The organism is Candidatus Symbiopectobacterium sp. NZEC151, from assembly GCF_025962655.1.
Classification (GTDB): Bacteria; Pseudomonadota; Gammaproteobacteria; order Enterobacterales; family Enterobacteriaceae; genus Symbiopectobacterium.
Window position 1 is genome coordinate 244,638 of the sequence record NZ_JAGFPE010000002.1, and the last position, 18,318, is coordinate 262,955.

Below are 18,318 nucleotides of genomic sequence, written 5' to 3' on the forward strand. Positions count from 1 at the left end.
CCCAGTGGATTTCAAGCGTGTCGCACGGTGACAACGCCCGGATGGACACTCCATTCGCCGCTTGAAAGAGAACGGGGATTACACCTCAGAATGAGTCGCAAATGAGTTTTGATATTGCAAAGTACCCTACACTGGCTTTAGTGGAAACACCTGACGAATTGCGCATGCTGCCGCGTGACAGCCTGCCCAAACTGTGCGATGAACTTCGTCAATATCTGCTGGACAGCGTTAGCCGCTCCAGCGGCCACTTTGCGTCTGGGCTCGGCACCGTTGAACTCACCGTGGCGCTGCACTATGTCTACAACACGCCATTTGACCATCTGGTGTGGGACGTCGGTCATCAGGCCTATCCTCACAAAATTATCACCGGTCGCCGCGATCGCATTGCCACCATCCGCCAGAAAGGCGGCCTGCACCCGTTCCCCTGGCGCGGCGAGAGTGAGTATGATGTGTTAAGCGTCGGGCACTCCTCCACCTCGATCAGTGCCGGGCTGGGCATGGCGGTTGCCGCCGAACGCGAAGGCCAAGGACGCCGCACCGTGTGCGTTATCGGCGACGGCGCACTGACGGCAGGTATGGCCTTTGAAGCCATGAACCACGCGGGCGATATCCGTTCCGATCTGCTGGTGGTGCTGAACGATAACGAGATGTCCATTTCCGAGAACGTTGGCGCGCTCAATAACCATCTGGCACAGCTGTTGTCGGGAAAACTGTACTCCACCCTGCGCGAAGGCGGGAAAAAAGTGCTGTCCGGTATTCCGCCGATCAAAGAGCTGGTCAAACGCACGGAAGAACACCTGAAAGGCATGGTGGTGCCTGGAACGCTGTTTGAAGAGCTCGGCTTTAACTACATCGGGCCGGTCGATGGTCATGATGTGGTTGGGCTGGCACAAACCCTGAAAAACATGCGTAGCCTGAAAGGCCCGCAGTTGCTGCATATCATGACCAAAAAAGGCCGTGGCTATGCCCCCGCAGAGCAAGATCCTATCAGTTGGCATGCCGTGCCCAAGTTTGATCCGGCCAGCGGCACCTTGCCTAAAAGTAAGGCGAGCCTTCCCACCTACTCCACCATTTTCGGTGATTGGCTGTGTGAAATTGCCGCCAAAGACAGCAAGCTGATGGCGGTGACACCCGCGATGCGCGAAGGCTCCGGCATGGTGCGCTTCTCGCGCGATTACCCACAGCAATATTTCGATGTTGCCATTGCCGAGCAGCACGCCGTCACCTTTGCCGCCGGTTTGGCGCTGGGCGGGTACAAACCGGTGGTGGCAATCTACTCCACCTTTTTGCAACGCGCCTACGATCAGGTGATTCATGACGTCGCCATCCAGAACCTGCCGGTACTGTTTGCTATCGATCGCGGTGGCATTGTCGGGGCCGACGGCCAAACGCACCAGGGGGCGTTCGATTTGTCCTTCCTGCGTTGCATTCCCGATCTGGTTATCATGACGCCAAGCGATGAGAACGAATGTCGTCAGATGTTGTTTACCGGCTACCGTTATCAAGACGGCCCTTGTGCCGTGCGCTACCCACGTGGTACCGGAACGGGTGCCACGCTTGAACCGTTGCAGGAACTGCCCATCGGTAAAGGAGTGGTACGGCGCACGGGCGAGAAGGTTGCCATCCTCAACTTCGGCACACTGTTGCCGGAAGCGCAGTTGGTTGCCGAAAAGCGCAATGCGACATTGGTCGATATGCGTTTCGTCAAACCGCTGGATGAAGCGCTGATCGCTGAACTGGCAAAAAGCCACGATCTGCTGGTCACGCTGGAAGAGAACGCATTGATGGGCGGTGCGGGCAGCGGCGTAAATGAGGTAGTGATGGCGCAGCGTCTGACCATTCCAGTGTTAAATCTGGGGCTGCCGGACCGCTTTATCCCACAAGGGACACAGGAAGAAGTACGCCACGATCTGGGGCTGGATGCGGCGGGCATCGAGCGTCGCATTGAGGAATGGCTGAAATAGTTGTATCGACCGAGGCAGCAGCCCCGGTCAGCTATCATATCTTCCGTTTAGGAAAATAGCGGCCAGTGGTGCCCGATCCAGTAGATAATGCCGGCGGAGATAACCCCCGCCACAATATCGTCAATCATGATACCCATGCCGCCGTGCACGTTACGATCGAACCAGCGTATCGGCCAGGGTTTGAAAATATCCAGAATACGAAACACCACAAACCCTGCCAGCACCCACTGCCACTGTTCATCCGGAATGGCCATCAGTGTGATCCACATCCCGACAAACTCATCCCAGACGATGCTGCCGTGATCGTGCACACCCATGTCTTTGGCCGTTTGATGGCACAGGTAAACGCCGATACAAATGCTGAGCATGATAGTCAGCGAATACAGTTGCCAAGGCAGGAAAGAGAGCAGGTACCACACCGGGATCGCTGCCAGCGATCCTACCGTGCCCGGCATCCAGGGAGAGAGTCCACTGCCAAATCCGGTTGCCAGCAGATGCCAGGGATTGCTCAGGCGCAAGCGCTGCTTAGCAGCGCGCTTTGCTTCTCGTTCATTGGCTGAAGTGGTCATAGCCTTTCCAGTTCAGTTCCACTGCGTTGTCACCACGGAAAAAGCGTAGTCCCTCCGACGAGGGAGCTATCTGACCAATGCAGGTATAGCCCACGCCGAGTTGGCCCAGCGCCATGTCGATCGCCCCGCGATTAATTTCCGGCACGGTAAAACACAGTTCATAATCTTCCCCGCCAGACAGCGCCCAGCGCATCGCCTGCTCGGGTTCAACGTGTTGCATCATTGCCGATGAATAAGGGACGGCATCAAGCTGCACGCGCGCGCCGCAATCACTGGCCGCCAAAATATGGCGCAAATCCGAGATCAATCCATCCGACAGATCGATAGCCGCGCTGGCGAGCGTGCGCAACGCCTGACCTTGCAGAATGCGCGGCTGAGGACGCAAATGGCGTTGCACCAACGACTGGCGCGCCGCGCTATCACTGACCTGTAAGCGCTGTTGCAAAATCGCCAGCCCGGCGGCGCTGTCACCCAGCGTTCCCGTCACGTAGATCCAATCGCCAATGCGGGCACCGGCACGGGTGAGCGCACGACCAGCGGGCACCAATCCATGGATGGTCAAGGTAAGGCTCAGCGGGCCACGTGTAGTATCGCCGCCAATCAGTTGCATGCCATAGTAATCCAGCAGCGTGAACAGGCTATCGCTGTAGGCCGCCAGCCACGCACTGTTAATGTCGGGCAAGGTAATGGCCAGGGAGAGCCAGGCAGGATCGGCCCCCATGGCCGCCAGATCGCTTAAGTTAACGGCCAGCGATTTGTAACCCAAATCAGCAGGATCGATAGTCGGTAGGAAATGCACGCCAGACACCAGCGTGTCCGTACTGACGGCTAAAAGCTGCTTTTCTGCCACTGTGAGCAACGCACAATCGTCGCCAATCCCCAATTCCACGTCGCGACGCGGATTTCCCGCCTTGTAGGCGTTCGCGCGATTGAAATAGCGGGCAATCAGATCAAACTCACCGTAAACCATAACCGTTTCCGTCAAAGACAATCGCGAACAGGGCCGGTATTCCGGCCCTGAGCGTTACTTCTTGGTTTGGCGCACCGTAGGAGCGACTTTATCCAATACGCCGTTAACAAACTTGTGGCTATCTTCCGCACCGAACACTTTCGCCAGTTCAATGGCTTCGTTGATGGCAACTTTGTAAGGGACGTCGTCGCGCTTGCTCAGTTCAAACAGGGCAATACGCAGCACGGCGCGCTCCACCTGGCCCAGCTCTTCGAGCTGACGTGACAGGTAGGGTGCCATCAATGCATCCAGTTTTTCTGCCTGCATGGCGACGCCCGCCAGCAACTCGCGAAAGTAGCTGATGTCGACGTCTTTGACATCCTGCTCACTCAGGAATTGCAGTTCAATATCAGCAATGTCATTCTTTGACAATTGCCAGGAATACAGCGCTTGAACCGCACATTCACGAGCGCGGCGACGAGCAGCAGGTTTCACGGAATACCCCTTTCTTAATCAAACTTATTTGATAGCTTTCAATACGTTAATCATTTCCAGTGCGGTCAGCGCAGCTTCTGCACCCTTATTGCCCGCTTTGGTGCCAGCGCGTTCAATCGCCTGCTCAATGCTTTCTGTCGTCAAAACGCCAAACGTCACCGGGATATCGCTGTTCATAGCAACGTCGGCCAGCCCGGAGCTGCATTCACCCGCAACATATTCAAAATGCGCAGTGCCACCACGGATCACCGTCCCCAGCGCCACAACGGCGTCGTAGCCACTTTTCGCCAGTTTGCGCGCCGTCAACGGCAGCTCATAGGCACCCGGCACCCAGACAACGGTAATGTTTTCATCTTTAACCTGACCAATACGCTTCAGCGCATCGATAGCGCCTTCCAGCAGGCTATCGTTGATAAAATGGTTGAAACGGGCAATCGCAATCGCGACGCGGGCATCAGGGGTGGCAACAACACCTTCAATGACGTTCATAGCGTTCCTTATAATCATAATCGCATGCTAATACCCCGCAGGGGGGCGGATTCTATCACATTCTTGCGACGGCGTATCCGGTTTTGTCTGCCACACCCCATTGAGGCCAGAGCAAACCAAAACCGCAGGATATCGGCGTCAGGATTGTGGTATCAAGCGCAGGCGGAGATCGGGGCCAACCTGGCAGACCTCCGTCAGCGTAAATGCAGGCGCTTGCGCCAACTGCGTCAACCCCGGCAGTACACACAGGGCCCGGGCATCTTGCCCCAACAGTTTCGGGGCCATATACACGATCAGTTCATCGACCACGCCCGCATTTAACAGCGCACCGGCCAACGTGGCACCGGCTTCAACCCAAACCGAATTAATCTGGCGCTTGCCGAGCGTCATCATTAGCGCAACCACATCGACACCGCCCCCGTGCTCTGGCAGTGTCAGGTGCGTCACGCTCTCAGGCCACGTCGTATCATGGTTCGGCTGGGTACTTGCCAACCAGGTTTGGCCCGGCTGATGGATCAGTTGGTGCTGAGGGGTTACGCGGCCGTGGCTGTCTACTATCACGCGCACGGGCTGCGGCAGCGGCACATCGGGAAGCTGTTGCTGCATATCGGCATCCAACGTCTCCCAGCGCACCGTCAACAGCGGATCGTCCGCCAGCACGGTAGCGCTGCTGCTAAGGATAGCGGCGCTCTGTGCGCGAAAGCGTTGCACATCCTGACGCGCCTCGGCAGAGGTAATCCACTTGCTCTCTCCGGACGCCATCGCCGTGCGGCCGTCCAGCGAAGCGGCCACTTTAAGACGGACATACGGAACGCCGGTGCGCATCCGTTTCAGAAAGCCCAGATTGACCTGCTCGGCATCTTGCATCATCAGACCGTGGCTGACGGCAATACCCGCCTGCTGTAGGCGGTGTAAACCGCGCCCGGCCACCTGAGGGTTGGGATCTTGCATCGCCGCAACGACGCGCACCACGCCCGCCGCAATCAGCGCATCCGCACAGGGCGGCGTGCGCCCATGGTGACTGCACGGCTCCAGCGTCACATAGGCGGTGGCTCCCCGAGCCCGTTCACCCGCCATGCGCAGCGCATGCACTTCCGCATGCGGTTCACCGGCGCGCAGGTGATAACCTTCGCCGACCATTTCACCGTCGCGCACAATCACACAGCCAACGTTAGGGTTTGGCGAGGTCGTGAAGCGCCCGCGCCGCGCTAATTCAAGCGCGCGCGCCATCCAGAATTCATCTTGCCGTTCCATATGACTAATCCTGTAACCGAGCAATCTCTTCGCCAAACTCCCGGATATCCTCGAAGCTGCGGTATACGGAGGCAAAACGAATATAAGCGACTTTATCCAGGCGCTTCAGGGCATCCATCACCAGGTTGCCGATCATCTTGGCGGTGACTTCACGCTCACCGGTGGCGCGCAGTTGAGATTTGATATGATTGAGGGCGTTTTCAACGTCATCCGCACTGACCGGCCGCTTTTCCAGCGCTTTCAGCATCCCTTTACGCAATTTTTCTTCGTTGAAGGGCTCGCGAACGTCATTGCTTTTGATCACCCGGGGCATCACTAGCTCCGCCACTTCAAACGTGGTAAAGCGCTCATTGCACACCAGACACTGACGGCGGCGCCGCACCTGCGTGCCTTCGCCGACCAGACGAGAATCAATAACTTTGGTATCAACAGCGGAGCAGAATGGGCAGTGCATAACATATCCCGATGATTAGCTTCTCTTGCGCCTAGTTTACCCTGATTTGACTGACTAACCCAAATATCCAGCGCTTACAGACCAATATTTGCATAGGTGCCCGTATAAACGCAGCATGATTTAACTCTCATTCGCCACTACGCTTATATACTTGCCACGTAAAGACGACACGAAAAAAGGCATAATGCAATGAGGGAAAAACCTGAATGAATAACTGTTATCGTGCATCTGGCCTCTTGATACTGGTGCTGGCGGGCTGTTCAGCGCCGCCGCAAACCCCTACGCTGCAACGGGAAGTCGGGCAGCTTAACCGGCAATTACAAACGCTGACGGCCCAGGCGATAGCCCTGGAGCAGCAAAATAGCTTAAACAGTCACTCGACCCACGGCGTGTATCTGCTACCCAGTGCGAAAAGTAGCGCAATTTTGCAAAGCAACATTGGCAAACTGAGCGTTTCCCTGAGCAATATTGAATCAGAGGCGAATGGCACTCAAGCGCTGCTGCACATTCGGCTGCTGGAAGGTGCAGCACTGCCTGCGTTTCACGCGCAACTCGACTGGGGTCAGCTCGATCCGGTCAGTAACAAGCCGTTGCCCAGCGAAACCCAAACACAGGCGCTGGCGCTCGACGCCCCCCTCTTGCCCAAAGCCGAAGCGGTATTTGGTGTGCGTCTGAGCGGTGTAACGCCGGAGCAACTCGGGTTTATACGTCTGCATCAGGTTGAAACCAACCGTCCTTGATGCAAAAAAAAATCCCTGCCGCGGCAGGGATTTTCTCAACGTTATCGTACAGGCTTAAGGCAGGATGGAGGGTTGATCCGCCCCTTCCTTCTCGACTTTCTGCACCAGCAAGTGTTCGCGCTTCATCCCGAGCTTCAGCGCCAGCGCCGAGGCCACGTAGATGGAGGAGATGGTACCGATAGACACCCCGATCAGCATCGCCAGCGAGAAGCCTTCCAGCATCGCGCCGCCGAAAATGTAGAGCATCAATACCACACCCAGCGTGGTGCCGGAGGTCATCAAGGTACGACTCAACGTCTGCGTCAGCGACACGTTCATGATTTCGTAAGGCGTACCACGGCGAATCTTGCGGAAGTTTTCACGAATACGGTCCGATACCACGATGCTGTCGTTCAACGAGTAACCGATAACCGACATCAGCGATGCCACGATGGTCAAATCGATTTCGATTTGAAACAGCGAGAACACCCCCATGGTGATGATCACGTCGTGCGCCAATGCCAGCACCGCCCCCAACGCCAGACGCCATTCAAAGCGGAATCCTACGTAGATCAAGATACAGATCAGCGCGGACAGCAATGCCATGGCACCGTCTTGCGCCAAATCGTTACCTACGCTCGGCCCAACAAACTCGATGCGTTTCACCGTTGCACTCTGTTCCGTGCCCTGGTTAATCACGCTAACCACTTTGTTGCCCAGTTCCTGACCTGACGTGCCCACGCTCGGCGGCATGCGCACCATCACATCGCGGCTGCTGCCGAAGTTTTGAATCAACGGATCGGCAAAACCGGCTTTTTCCAGCGAGTCACGAATCAAGTCCAGATCGGCCGGTTTTTCCAGGTTAATTTCAATCACCGTACCACCGGTGAAATCTAACCCCCAGTTAAACCCGCGCACACCCATAACAATCAGTGACAGGATTAACAAAGTGCCCGAAATGACGAACGCGACGTTATCCCAACGCATAAAGTCATAGACTTTACGACCATAGTTGAGCTGTTCAACAGTATATTCCTGTGCCACGACGCACTCCTCAAATAGACAGCTTGTTAACGCGTTTGCCGCCGTAAACCAGGTTCACAATCGCACGGGTGCCGACAATAGCGGTAAACATCGAGGTCGCAACCCCAATCGCCGTTGTAATGGCAAAGCCCTTGATTGAACCGGTCCCCACAGCGTACAGAATCACTGCCGTGATCATCGTTGTCAGGTTGGCATCGACGATACTGGAGAACGCACCTTTGTACCCTTCATGAATGGCTTGCTGAACCGTGCGCCCGTTCCTGAATTCTTCTTTGATACGTTCGTTAATCAGTACGTTGGCATCCACCGCTACCGCCAGCGTCAACACGATACCGGCAATCCCCGGCATGGTGAGCGTCGCCCCCGGCAACAGTGACATCACCCCGACGATCAGCACCAGGTTAGCCACCAGCGCGGTGGTTGCAATGACACCAAACCCTTTGTAGAACACCACCATAAACAGGATGGATGCCACCAGACCCCACAAGCAGGCTTCAAGCCCCTGGGTGATGTTTTGCATCCCCAGCGTTGGCCCGATGGTACGCTCTTCAACAATCTGGATCGGCGCAATCAACGCACCGGCACGCAGCAACAGGGAGAGCTGACGCGCTTCGTTCGGGTTATCGATACCGGTAATACGGAAGCTGTTACCCAGACGCGACTGAATGGTCGCGACGTTGATCACTTCTTCGTGTTTTTCCAGAATCGAACGACCCGACGTGGCATCTTTCTTCCCGCTGTCCTTGTATTCCACAAACAGGGTTGCCATCGGTTTACCGATGCTGTCCTTGGTGAAATTGGACATGGCGTTGCCGCCCGCGCTGTCCAGCGAGATATTCACCTGCGGACGACCGTATTCATCGGCACCCGAGGTGGAATCGGTAATGTGGTCACCGGTGAGGATCACACGCTTGTACAGCACCACCGGGGTGCCATCACGCATGTTTTTCACTTCAGAATCAACCGGAACACGGCCATTGGCCGCTGCTGTCACGTCCGCAGAACTGTTTACCAGACGGAATTCCAGCGTTGCTGTCGCACCCAGAATTTCCTTGGCACGCGCGGTGTCTTGAATACCGGGCAGCTCAACCACGATACGATCCGCACCCTGGCGCTGTACCAGCGGTTCGGCCACACCCAGTTGGTTAACACGGTTACGCAGGATATTGATGTTTTGCTGGACGGCGTATTCGCGCGCTTCACGCAGGCGCTCGGCACTCATCATCGCACGCATCAGGTTATCGCCGCTGGCGTTAAACACCAGATCGCGATGACGGGTGGTGAGATACGAAATAGCCTCGTTACGCGTTGCCGCATCGCGGAAACGGATCTCAACGGTATTTTCGTCGGCTTTACGCACCGTGGCGTAAGGGATGCCCTTTTCACGCAAATCGCTACGCAGGGAATCCATGGTCTGCTCTTGCAGTTTACCTAACGCCGTTTCCATATCCACTTCCATCAGGAAGTGTACGCCGCCACGCAGGTCCAGACCCAGTTTCATGGGTTCTGCACGCAGCACGCGCAGCCAGTTTGGCGTAGCAGGGGCCAGGTTCAAGGCCACGACATACTTCTCACCCAATGCGTTCACCAGCGCTTCACGAGCGCGCAGCTGAATATCCGGGGTGGAGAAACGGGCAAGGATCGCGCCGCTTTCTAACGCGAGCGATTTGCTGGCGATCTGTTGTTCTTGTAAGACATTCTGGACTTGGATCAGCGTTGACTCACTGGCGGCGATGCCTCGCGCGCCAGTGATTTGTACCGCCGGATCCTCACCATACAGGTTAGGAAGTGCATAAAGCAGACCGATGAGCAAGGCCACGGTCAGCATCAGGTACTTCCACAAAGGATAACGGTTTAACACGGCAGTTCCCTTCGGGAAAATCAAAAATTACAGGGCTTTGATGGTGCCCTTTGGCAATACGGCAGCCACAAAATCACGTTTGATAACCACTTCATTGGTGTCGTTCAATGCAATGGCGATATACCCGGTATCAGAGACTTTCGTCACACGACCCACCAGACCGCCCGTCGTCAGCACTTCATCCCCTTTGGAAATGGAGTCCATCAGTTTCTTGTGATCTTTAGCGCGCTTTTGCTGAGGACGCAGAATCATGAAGTAAAAAATCAGGCCAAAAACAGCCAGCATAATCACCAGAGAGTACGGACTTTGAGCCGGAGCGCCAGTTGCAGCCACAGCATCAGAAATGAAAAAACTCATTTAACTATCCTCTTTGTTATCAAACCAAACGTGTGCAAAAGTATATGAAATCCAAATGTGCCTAAAACGCTTCAACCGTACACATCACGCGCAGCAGGTACGAAACCGCGTTGTCAGTCGTGTTGACCTTCCGCCGTTTCAGCAAGGGACGGCGCTGGCTTGCCAATCCGTTGGTAAAAATCTGCCACAAAATGCGCTAATTTACCCTCTTCGATGGCCTGACGTAAACCCGCCATCAACCGTTGATAATACCGCAAATTGTGGATGGTATTGAGGCGCGCGCCGAGTATTTCGTTGCAACGGTCGAGATGATGCAAGTAAGCGCGGCTATAATTGCGACACGTGTAGCAATCACAGTGCTCATCCAACGGACGAGTGTCATCCTTGTGTACCGCATTGCGGATTTTTACCACACCGTCGGTGACGAACAGGTGGCCGTTGCGCGCATTGCGCGTTGGCATCACACAGTCAAACATGTCGATGCCGCGCCGTACGCCTTCCACCAGGTCCTCAGGCTTGCCGACCCCCATCAGATAACGGGGTTTATCCGCCGGGATCTGCGGGCAAACATGCTCCAGAATGCGGTGCATATCCGCCTTTGGCTCACCGACTGCCAGGCCGCCCACAGCGTACCCATCAAAGCCAATCTCTACCAGCCCTTTTACGGAGACATCACGTAAATCTTCGTAAACACTTCCCTGAATGATACCAAATAACGCGTTGTTGTTATTGAGTTCATCAAAACGATCGCGGCTGCGTTTCGCCCAACGCAATGACATTTCCATCGAACGTTTGGCATAATCCCAATCAGCAGGATAAGGCGTACATTCATCGAAAATCATCACGATATCAGAGCCGAGATCGTACTGGATTTCCATCGATTTTTCCGGACTGAGGAAAATCGCATCGCCATTGATCGGGTTACGGAAGTGCACGCCCGCTTCGGTGATCTTGCGGATGTCACCCAGGCTAAACACCTGAAAACCGCCGGAATCCGTCAGGATCGGGCCGTGCCACTGCATGAAATCATGCAGATCGCCGTGCAATTTCATGATCTCCTGTCCTGGGCGCAGCCACAGGTGGAAGGTGTTACCCAACAGGATTTGTGCGCCAGTCTCTTTCACTTCTTCGGGCGTCATGCCCTTTACCGTACCGTAAGTGCCAACCGGCATAAACGCCGGGGTTTCCACAACGCCACGGTCAAAAACAAGACGACCACGGCGCGCACGGCCATCGGTTTGCAACAATTCGTATTTCACTTTGCCTCCAGCACCAGAAAAACAGTCCGATGTTGTCATTGGTAAGTCAGTCAACACGCCAACAGATCGTACTCTGCGACGCGGTTATACTTTTGCTTTTAAAAACTCAAGCGCCGTCGTCCACTGCACTGACGACCTGCTCCGCCTCGGCAGCAGGATTGCGCGTGATAAACATGGCGTCCCCGTAGCTGAAAAAGCGATACTGCTCGCTCACCGCCGCACGGTAAGCCGCCATGGTGTGCTGATAGCCTGCAAACGCAGACACCAGCATGATCAGCGTTGATTCCGGCAGATGGAAGTTGGTCACCAGCGCGTCGATCACGCGATAATGATAGCCGGGATAGATAAAAATGCGGGTATCACCGAAGAAAGGGGCAATCAGCGCGTCTTGCGCCGCCTGCGCTGCACTTTCCAATGAACGCACCGAGGTGGTACCAACGGCGATCACGCGATTACCGCGCGCCTTACACGCCAGCACGGCATCGACCACGTCCTGCGGCACTTCAGCATATTCCGCGTGCATGATGTGATCTTCGAGGGTATCAACCCGCACCGGCTGAAAAGTGCCTGCGCCGACGTGCAGGGTGACAAACGCCATTTCAACGCCTTTCTCACGCAGCGCAGCCAGCAGCGGATCATCAAAATGCAGGCCCGCCGTCGGTGCGGCAACCGCGCCGGGACGCTGGCTGTACACCGTTTGGTACAGTTCGCGATCGGCGTCTTCATCCGGTCGGTCAATATAAGGCGGCAGCGGCATGTGGCCGATGTCGTTTAATATCGTCAGCACATCGCGCGTATCGTCAAAGTGCAGCTCAAACAGCGCATCGTGGCGCTGGGCCATCACAGCCTTGACGCTGCCATCTTCCCCCAGCAACAGTTCCGTTCCCGGCTTGGGCGCCTTGGACGCTTTGACATGGGCCAGCACGCGCCGCGTATCCAGTACGCGCTCGACCAGCACCTCAATCTTGCCACCGCTGGCCTTTTGGCCAAACAGACGTGCCGGAATGACCCGCGTATTGTTAAACACCAGCAGATCGCCCGGTGCCAGCTTATCCAGCAGATCGGTGAAAACACCATGGGTCAGGGCTCCCGTCGGACCGTCCAGCGACAGCAATCGGCAACCGCTGCGCTGCGCCTGCGGATAGTGCGCAATAAGCGTTTCGGGAAGTTCAAACGAAAAATCAGAGACTCGCATGGCTATTCACTTGGTTGTGCTTTTTATATAAAGAGTGTTCGACAGGAACAGGTAAAAAAACGGCGGTCTAGTCTAGAGCCGTAAGCGCGCGGCTGCAACAAATAAGCAAACGGCGCACGAAATTGATGTAAACTGGCAGAATGAATTTTCTTGCTCATCTTCACTTAGCCACGCTAGCCGACAGTTCGCTTCTCGGCAACCTGATGGCAGACTTTGTGCGCGGTAACCCGCAGCAGGGCTTTAGCGATGACGTGGTGTCGGGTATCCGCCTGCACCGCCGCATCGATGTGCTGACCGATAGTCAGACTGAAGTAAAAGCCGCGGCCGCCCATTTCAGCGCCGATTACCGCCGCGTGGCCCCCATCACGCTGGATGTGCTGTGGGACCATTTTCTTGCCCGTCACTGGACGCGCGTGTGTCCGCAGCAATCGCTGGAAGCGTTTGTTGATACGGCTCGCGCCCAGATAGAGCCACATCTGGCAGAGACGCCGGAACGCTTTCAAAACCTGAATCACTATTTGTGGCGCGAACGCTGGCTGGAGCGCTACGCCGAGTTACCCTTTATTGCCGATGTGCTGCAACGCATGGCAATACGGCGTCCTCGGTTGGCGGCATTGGCAGGCTCGTTTGAGGATATCGAGCGTCACTACACCGCCTTTGAAGACTATTTTTGGTGCTTCTATCCACGCATGATGGAACAGGCTCGCTTGCAACAACTGTAAATCTGTCGATTTATGCTGGGCATCACCAATCAATTCAATAGACAAAACCTATCTCATCAATCGGTCTGTTAGTCTGTATTCACAGAAGAAGAAACCCTATACTGCTTGTTGTTTTTGGTTTCTCTTCCCCTTAATCACTTTTACAGGAGTTATTATGGTCCTGGTAACGCGTCAAGCCCCTGACTTCACCGCTGCTGCCGTATTGGGCAACGGCGAAATCGTTGAAAACTTCAACCTGAAAACACACATCAGCGGTAAAGCGGCAGTGATTTTCTTCTGGCCGATGGACTTTACCTTCGTCTGCCCGTCAGAACTGATCGCCTTTGACCACCGCTACAAAGAGTTTCAAGATCGTGGCGTGGAAGTGGTTGGCGTCTCTTTTGACTCCGAATTCGTTCACAACGCCTGGCGCAACACGCCGGTGAAAAGCGGCGGTATCGGCCCGGTGCAATACGCCATGGTCGCCGACGTGAAGCGTGAAATCCAGAAAGCCTACGGCATTGAGCACCCGGATGCGGGCGTGGCACTGCGCGGCTCTTTCCTGGTCGACAAACAAGGCGTCGTTCGCCATCAGGTCGTTAACGATCTGCCGTTGGGCCGTAACGTTGACGAAATGCTGCGCATGGTTGATGCCCTGCAATTCCACGAAGAGCACGGCGAAGTGTGCCCGGCGCAGTGGGAAAAAGGCAAATCCGGTATGGGTGCATCGCCAGATGGCGTTGCCAAATACCTGACGGAAAACGCCGATAAGCTGTAATGGCCATTTTTCCTTAACCGCCTGTGCACTGGCGGTTTGATTCTGCCGAAGAACCCGGTGCTGTGGCATCGGGTTCTTTTTTTATTGCTGGCAAATCACCTGTCACATCAGGTAATAATCCCAACAAGAAATTATCACTCCTCTAATTCACTTAAAACCATGTCCTTCCTTAGCGTATTTTATTAAATCCACGCCTGGCTCACGCGACCAGAACATTCTCACTGATTGCCTATGAATATTATTCACGTTATTTAATTCAATAACGCTAAATACAGAATTCAGAAATACTAACTCAGTTTAATTACTTCCTTAGCTAACGAAGCAAAGACACAATGCCCGACACTTTCAGTGGATATTTACAAATTGAAATTATGTTAACAAAACGTTGTTGTATTTAATATAAAAACTTAACACTGTCCTATTTAATTAATGGGGCCTTTTCAACGCTGACAGCTGATTTTTTAAAATCGGCTCGGCAGTGTTTTGCCTTGAATACTGACGCTCTAATAACACTCACACATTAGGTATATCTGACAAATTTATCAGGAGGGAGGATGTCGGGCTTAAATGCAATGTTATTAAAAAAAACAACAAGGATTATCCGCAATAAACTCTATTTATCGCTGGCAATATCGTTGCTGACGCCAATACCGTTTTATCTGCACGCCGCAGAAGAACCGGTGGCGGCGGCGGCAGAAGAAGAACCTATCGCCCCTGCGGCGGCGTCAGTCAGCGATACAGCGACCCGTGATACCGCCATTCCGGATCAGAACCTCAACAAGATTACGGTTACCGGCTCTCGCATACCCAGAGCGCAAGCGGAAGGCCCCTCTCCGGTTACGGTGATAACCGGGGAAGAGATGAAGGCACGCGGCTATCGCAACGTTTATGATGCTATCGCCACACAGACCCAGAATACCGGGATGACGCAGGGGGAAGACTACGGCAACACCTGGCAGCCCGCTGCCAATGCGCTTAATTTACGTGGGTTGGGCCCCAACCACACGCTGGTGCTGGTCAACGGGCGGCGTCTGGCAGATTATCCCAATGCGTATGGCGGTTCGGTGAACTTTACCAACATCGCCAATATTCCCAGCGTGATTATCGATCGCATTGAGATATTAAGCAGCGGAGCCTCGGCAATATACGGCTCGGATGCCATCGCTGGCGTGGTCAATATTATCCTGAAAGAGAAAGCCCAGGGTGTCGATGTTAATGTACGCGGAGGGACCACTGAACGCGGCGGCGGCGATAACTATCAATTACAATTGAGCGGCGGTGGAACCTGGGATCGCTTTGATGGTTTCTTCGGTTTAGAAGCCACTAAACGCGACCCTATCTGGGGAAGCCAGCGTGATTTCATGAACAGCTATCCCGACGGTTCTACGGTGGGATATCGACGTAATCTGGAAACCGGCGCGTATATCAGCCCTGGGTGTCAAGGATATGGCGGCCTGTTTGGCGGCAACGTAACGAACAGAAACGGGCGCTGCACCACTGACCAATACTACAATAATTATTGGACAGTGCAGTCGAAGAAAGAAAACTACGATGGCTACCTGAGCGGAGCCTATCACCTCAACGACACCGCTAAAGTGTTTGCCAATCTGTTATTTGGTTTCGACAAAACACAAACCAATACCCGTGGCCCCAGCTTTACCTCGCCCGATTTTTACAATGCCAATACCGGCAATATCGAACGTTGGGCGCGTATTTTTTCTCCCGAGGAGATCGGTGGACGGGAGCGTAATAACAGCGAATGGCGCGAAACCACTTGGACTGGCACGCTGGGTTTCGCGGATAAAATAGGTAGCAGCGACTGGAATTATGAAGTCGCTTACACCCGTTCGCAATACACCAGCGATCGCAGCACGCGCTATACCCCGTTAAGTGGAATTAAGGATTTCTACCTGGGGCCACAGTTGGGTGAACAGGATGGCTACCCCGTCTATGCGCCGGATGCATCGCGCCTCGATAGGCCGCTCACCCGCGAAGAGTGGGCCCGATACAGCGGCGTGCTGAAGCAAAAAAGTAAATCCGAGTCGCAAACCTACAGCTTTACCACCAACGGTGAGCTGTTTAACTTACCTGCCGGTCCGGTAGGGTTCGCCAGCGTTGCAGAATACGGCAAGCAATCGTATTCCGTGCGCCCCGATCGACGTCTTAATGACGGCACCTTTTATAACACCACCCCAGGGTCGGTTTCCGGTGGCGATCGAGACCGCTACGCGCTCGGTGCTGAACTGAGCATTCCGTTGACCGATACACTGCTGGCATCAACCGCAGGCCGCTGGGATCAATACAAATTCAGCGGACGCTCAGAGCAAGATTTTACCTACAATACCGGGCTGGAGTGGCGTCCGGTGAAAAGCTTGCTGTTCCGCGGCAACTACAGCACCAGTTTCCGCGCCCCAGACCTCAACTATATCTACCAGGCTGACAGCAACGGTTACTTCTCTGGACAGAAAGACTACTACGGCTGTGCGCAAGGCATCGAAGGGGCGTGCGATCCGAATGCGGTGAACTACACCCAAAGCGGCACCAGCGATCTTGAATCAGAACACGGTAGATCGTGGAGCTATGGTGTGGTGTGGTCCCCCAGCAGCAACCTGGATTTCTCAGCGGATTTCTGGCGCGTACAGATCAAGGATCTGCTGACTACCGTGGATGCCAACCGTCTGTTGCAGGAAGAGTATCAGTGCCGCATCTCCGGCAATACCGGCAGTCATTGCCAGGAAGTCCTGTCGCGCATTATACGTAATCCCGCCACCAGCGCGGTGGATCCTAACAAGTTGCAGCGGGTACGCATCAACGCTATCAACGCGGCAAGCGAACGCACCAGCGGTTTGGATTTCAAGGCGAATGCACGTTGGGATGCCAACCAATGGGGTGATTTCAGCTCAAGCATAGGCTATTCGCTGGTGCTCTCTCACTTCTACAAAGAGTCCGATGATGCACCGACTCTCGATCTGCGCAACGATTACACCCAGTCAGCGAACTGGAGAAGTAAAATCAACGCCAGTTTAACCTGGAATATCAATGATTTTACCTCAACCGTGTTCGTTAATCGGTACGGTAGCGTTGCCAACGCCGCGGGGACCGGCCGCCTCACTCCGTGGGCCGTCGTCAACGCCAGCGTTCGCTATAAAACCACACCGCAATCCAGCGTCGGCCTCACCGTCAACAATGTGCTCGACAAAGTGAAGAAAGATGAGTCTGCCGGTTGGCCTAATTATCCAACAGGAAATTACGACCCTTACGGACGTCAATGGTGGCTGGACTTCAGCTATCACTTCCAATGAGTTGAGTTCCTAAACGACATTGGCGCAGCGTCCCGGCAACCCTGCGGTGCTGTGCTGATGTCTTCTTTTGCCCTGTGGTAATGGTGAAGGCCAGTGATGTTTCTGGAAGCAAAAAATCAACACAGATTTATCTCTCGCACTGAGGTGATGGCGCTATCGGTAGTCGCCCTGCTGTTGCACGGCACGCTGCTCTGGCTGCTACTGCACCCGCCCGGTATTCGTTCGGCAGAAATCCCGCCCATGATTGCCGCCAGGGGCGAGCAATCCGTCATGGTGGATCTGACTGACACCGCCAGCGCATCGCAGGCGCAGGAGAGTACCCCTCAACCCGCGCCAGAACCGCTCCCGATGGAGCCCGAGGAGTCCGAGCGTGTTCATGTCGATGAAGACGCCGTTACTCCGCCGGAACCCGAGCAGAAAGTGGTGAGTAAACCGCCCGTTGCCAAACCCACGCCGGTGGTCAAAGCCAAGCCAATACCCCGTGCGGTGACCAAGACGGCAGCGCCTGCCAGCACCAATAACAGCAGCGCCCCCAGCACCACACCGGGAGAAACCGCAACGGGCAGCACTCAGGCCAAAGGCAACCCACAAGGCAGCAGCGGGGGAGAAAGCGTTACGCCAGCCGTTTCTGGCATGCAGAGCCTGGGAAACCCGGCACCGGATTATCCTACGCTGGCACTTCGCCGCCGCCAGGAGGGCAGCGTGACGCTGCGGATTCTGGTCCTGGAAAATGGCAAAGCGGGGGAAGTCCAGGTCACGGCGTCCAGCCAGTCAACGCTGCTGGATAATGCCGCGGTCCAGACGGTGCAGCAATGGCGCTTTATTCCGGCCAAACGCGGCAATGTCGCGATCAAGGGTTACGCGATTCAAACCATTACGTTCAGGCTTCCCAAATGAAGCCATTAACAGCGTCAGCATAAGGTATTGT

Annotated in this window: 17 protein-coding genes; 6 read left to right on the forward strand and 11 right to left on the reverse strand. The window is 54.9% G+C overall.

Annotation, left to right across the window (positions count from 1 at the left end):
- The first annotated feature begins 101 nt into the window (after positions 1-101).
- The gene (dxs, locus tag J5067_RS09240; protein WP_264650954.1) at positions 102-1,964 is read left to right on the forward strand and encodes a 1-deoxy-D-xylulose-5-phosphate synthase; all 1,863 of its coding nucleotides are present in this window, start codon (positions 102-104) and stop codon (positions 1,962-1,964) included.
- 47 nt (positions 1,965-2,011) lie between these two features.
- On the opposite strand, the gene pgpA is transcribed toward dxs, so the two are convergent.
- The 6 genes from pgpA to nrdR all read right to left on the reverse strand — a co-directional run bounded on the left by pgpA (position 2,012) and on the right by nrdR (position 6,174).
- Positions 2,012-2,533: a phosphatidylglycerophosphatase A gene (gene pgpA, locus J5067_RS09245; RefSeq protein WP_264650955.1), complete on the reverse strand. Its 522-nt coding sequence runs from the start codon at positions 2,531-2,533 to the stop codon at positions 2,012-2,014.
- Positions 2,514-3,503 (reverse strand): thiamine-phosphate kinase, encoded by a 990-nt coding sequence (gene thiL / locus J5067_RS09250; protein ID WP_264650956.1) that lies wholly within the window; start codon positions 3,501-3,503, stop codon positions 2,514-2,516. The genes pgpA and thiL overlap by 20 nt, the downstream gene beginning before the upstream one ends.
- 54 nt (positions 3,504-3,557) lie before the next feature.
- On the reverse strand, positions 3,558-3,977 hold the full coding sequence (gene nusB, locus J5067_RS09255; RefSeq protein WP_222158284.1) for a transcription antitermination factor NusB: 420 nt from the start codon (positions 3,975-3,977) through the stop codon (positions 3,558-3,560).
- A gap of 24 nt (positions 3,978-4,001) precedes the next feature.
- Positions 4,002-4,466 carry a 6,7-dimethyl-8-ribityllumazine synthase gene (ribE, locus tag J5067_RS09260; RefSeq protein WP_264644919.1) on the reverse strand — a complete coding sequence of 155 codons (465 nt, stop codon included), beginning with the start codon at positions 4,464-4,466 and terminating at the stop codon, positions 4,002-4,004.
- Between the two features lie 138 nt (positions 4,467-4,604).
- Positions 4,605-5,720 carry a bifunctional diaminohydroxyphosphoribosylaminopyrimidine deaminase/5-amino-6-(5-phosphoribosylamino)uracil reductase RibD gene (ribD, locus tag J5067_RS09265; RefSeq protein ID WP_264650957.1) on the reverse strand — a complete coding sequence of 372 codons (1,116 nt, stop codon included), beginning with the start codon at positions 5,718-5,720 and terminating at the stop codon, positions 4,605-4,607.
- Between the two features lie 4 nt (positions 5,721-5,724).
- The gene (gene nrdR / locus J5067_RS09270) at positions 5,725-6,174 is read right to left on the reverse strand and encodes a transcriptional regulator NrdR (protein ID WP_222158287.1); all 450 of its coding nucleotides are present in this window, start codon (positions 6,172-6,174) and stop codon (positions 5,725-5,727) included.
- Positions 6,175-6,380: 206 nt separating this feature from the next.
- On the opposite strand from nrdR, the gene J5067_RS09275 reads away from it, so the two are divergent.
- A complete protein-coding gene (locus J5067_RS09275; RefSeq protein WP_264650958.1) occupies positions 6,381-6,914 on the forward strand; it encodes a DUF3251 domain-containing protein in 534 nt (177 codons plus the stop codon).
- Between the two features lie 54 nt (positions 6,915-6,968).
- Here J5067_RS09275 and secF read toward each other — a convergent pair whose 3' ends face one another.
- The 5 genes from secF to queA form a co-directional block, all read right to left on the reverse strand.
- Positions 6,969-7,937 carry a protein translocase subunit SecF gene (secF, locus tag J5067_RS09280; protein WP_264644916.1) on the reverse strand — a complete coding sequence of 323 codons (969 nt, stop codon included), beginning with the start codon at positions 7,935-7,937 and terminating at the stop codon, positions 6,969-6,971.
- 10 nt (positions 7,938-7,947) lie between these two features.
- Positions 7,948-9,798 (reverse strand): protein translocase subunit SecD, encoded by a 1,851-nt coding sequence (gene secD / locus J5067_RS09285; protein WP_264650959.1) that lies wholly within the window; start codon positions 9,796-9,798, stop codon positions 7,948-7,950.
- A gap of 27 nt (positions 9,799-9,825) precedes the next feature.
- Entirely contained in the window at positions 9,826-10,155 is a 330-nt protein-coding gene (gene yajC / locus J5067_RS09290; RefSeq protein WP_264644914.1) for a preprotein translocase subunit YajC, read from the reverse strand.
- A gap of 113 nt (positions 10,156-10,268) precedes the next feature.
- On the reverse strand, positions 10,269-11,414 hold the full coding sequence (gene tgt / locus J5067_RS09295; protein ID WP_264644913.1) for a tRNA guanosine(34) transglycosylase Tgt: 1,146 nt from the start codon (positions 11,412-11,414) through the stop codon (positions 10,269-10,271).
- A gap of 106 nt (positions 11,415-11,520) precedes the next feature.
- A complete protein-coding gene (gene queA, locus J5067_RS09300; protein ID WP_264650960.1) occupies positions 11,521-12,609 on the reverse strand; it encodes a tRNA preQ1(34) S-adenosylmethionine ribosyltransferase-isomerase QueA in 1,089 nt (362 codons plus the stop codon).
- A 140-nt stretch (positions 12,610-12,749) separates the two neighbouring features.
- On the opposite strand from queA, the gene J5067_RS09305 reads away from it, so the two are divergent.
- From J5067_RS09305 to J5067_RS09320, 4 genes are all read left to right on the forward strand, one after another.
- Entirely contained in the window at positions 12,750-13,331 is a 582-nt protein-coding gene (locus J5067_RS09305) for an ACP phosphodiesterase (protein ID WP_264650961.1), read from the forward strand.
- A gap of 154 nt (positions 13,332-13,485) precedes the next feature.
- Positions 13,486-14,088 (forward strand): peroxiredoxin C, encoded by a 603-nt coding sequence (locus J5067_RS09310; RefSeq protein WP_264644910.1) that lies wholly within the window; start codon positions 13,486-13,488, stop codon positions 14,086-14,088.
- 572 nt (positions 14,089-14,660) lie between these two features.
- Positions 14,661-17,390, forward strand: coding sequence for a TonB-dependent siderophore receptor (locus J5067_RS09315; RefSeq protein WP_264650962.1), 2,730 nt, complete (start codon positions 14,661-14,663; stop codon positions 17,388-17,390).
- Between the two features lie 147 nt (positions 17,391-17,537).
- Positions 17,538-18,287, forward strand: coding sequence for an energy transducer TonB (locus J5067_RS09320; protein ID WP_264650963.1), 750 nt, complete (start codon positions 17,538-17,540; stop codon positions 18,285-18,287).
- The last annotated feature ends 31 nt before the right edge of the window (positions 18,288-18,318 follow it).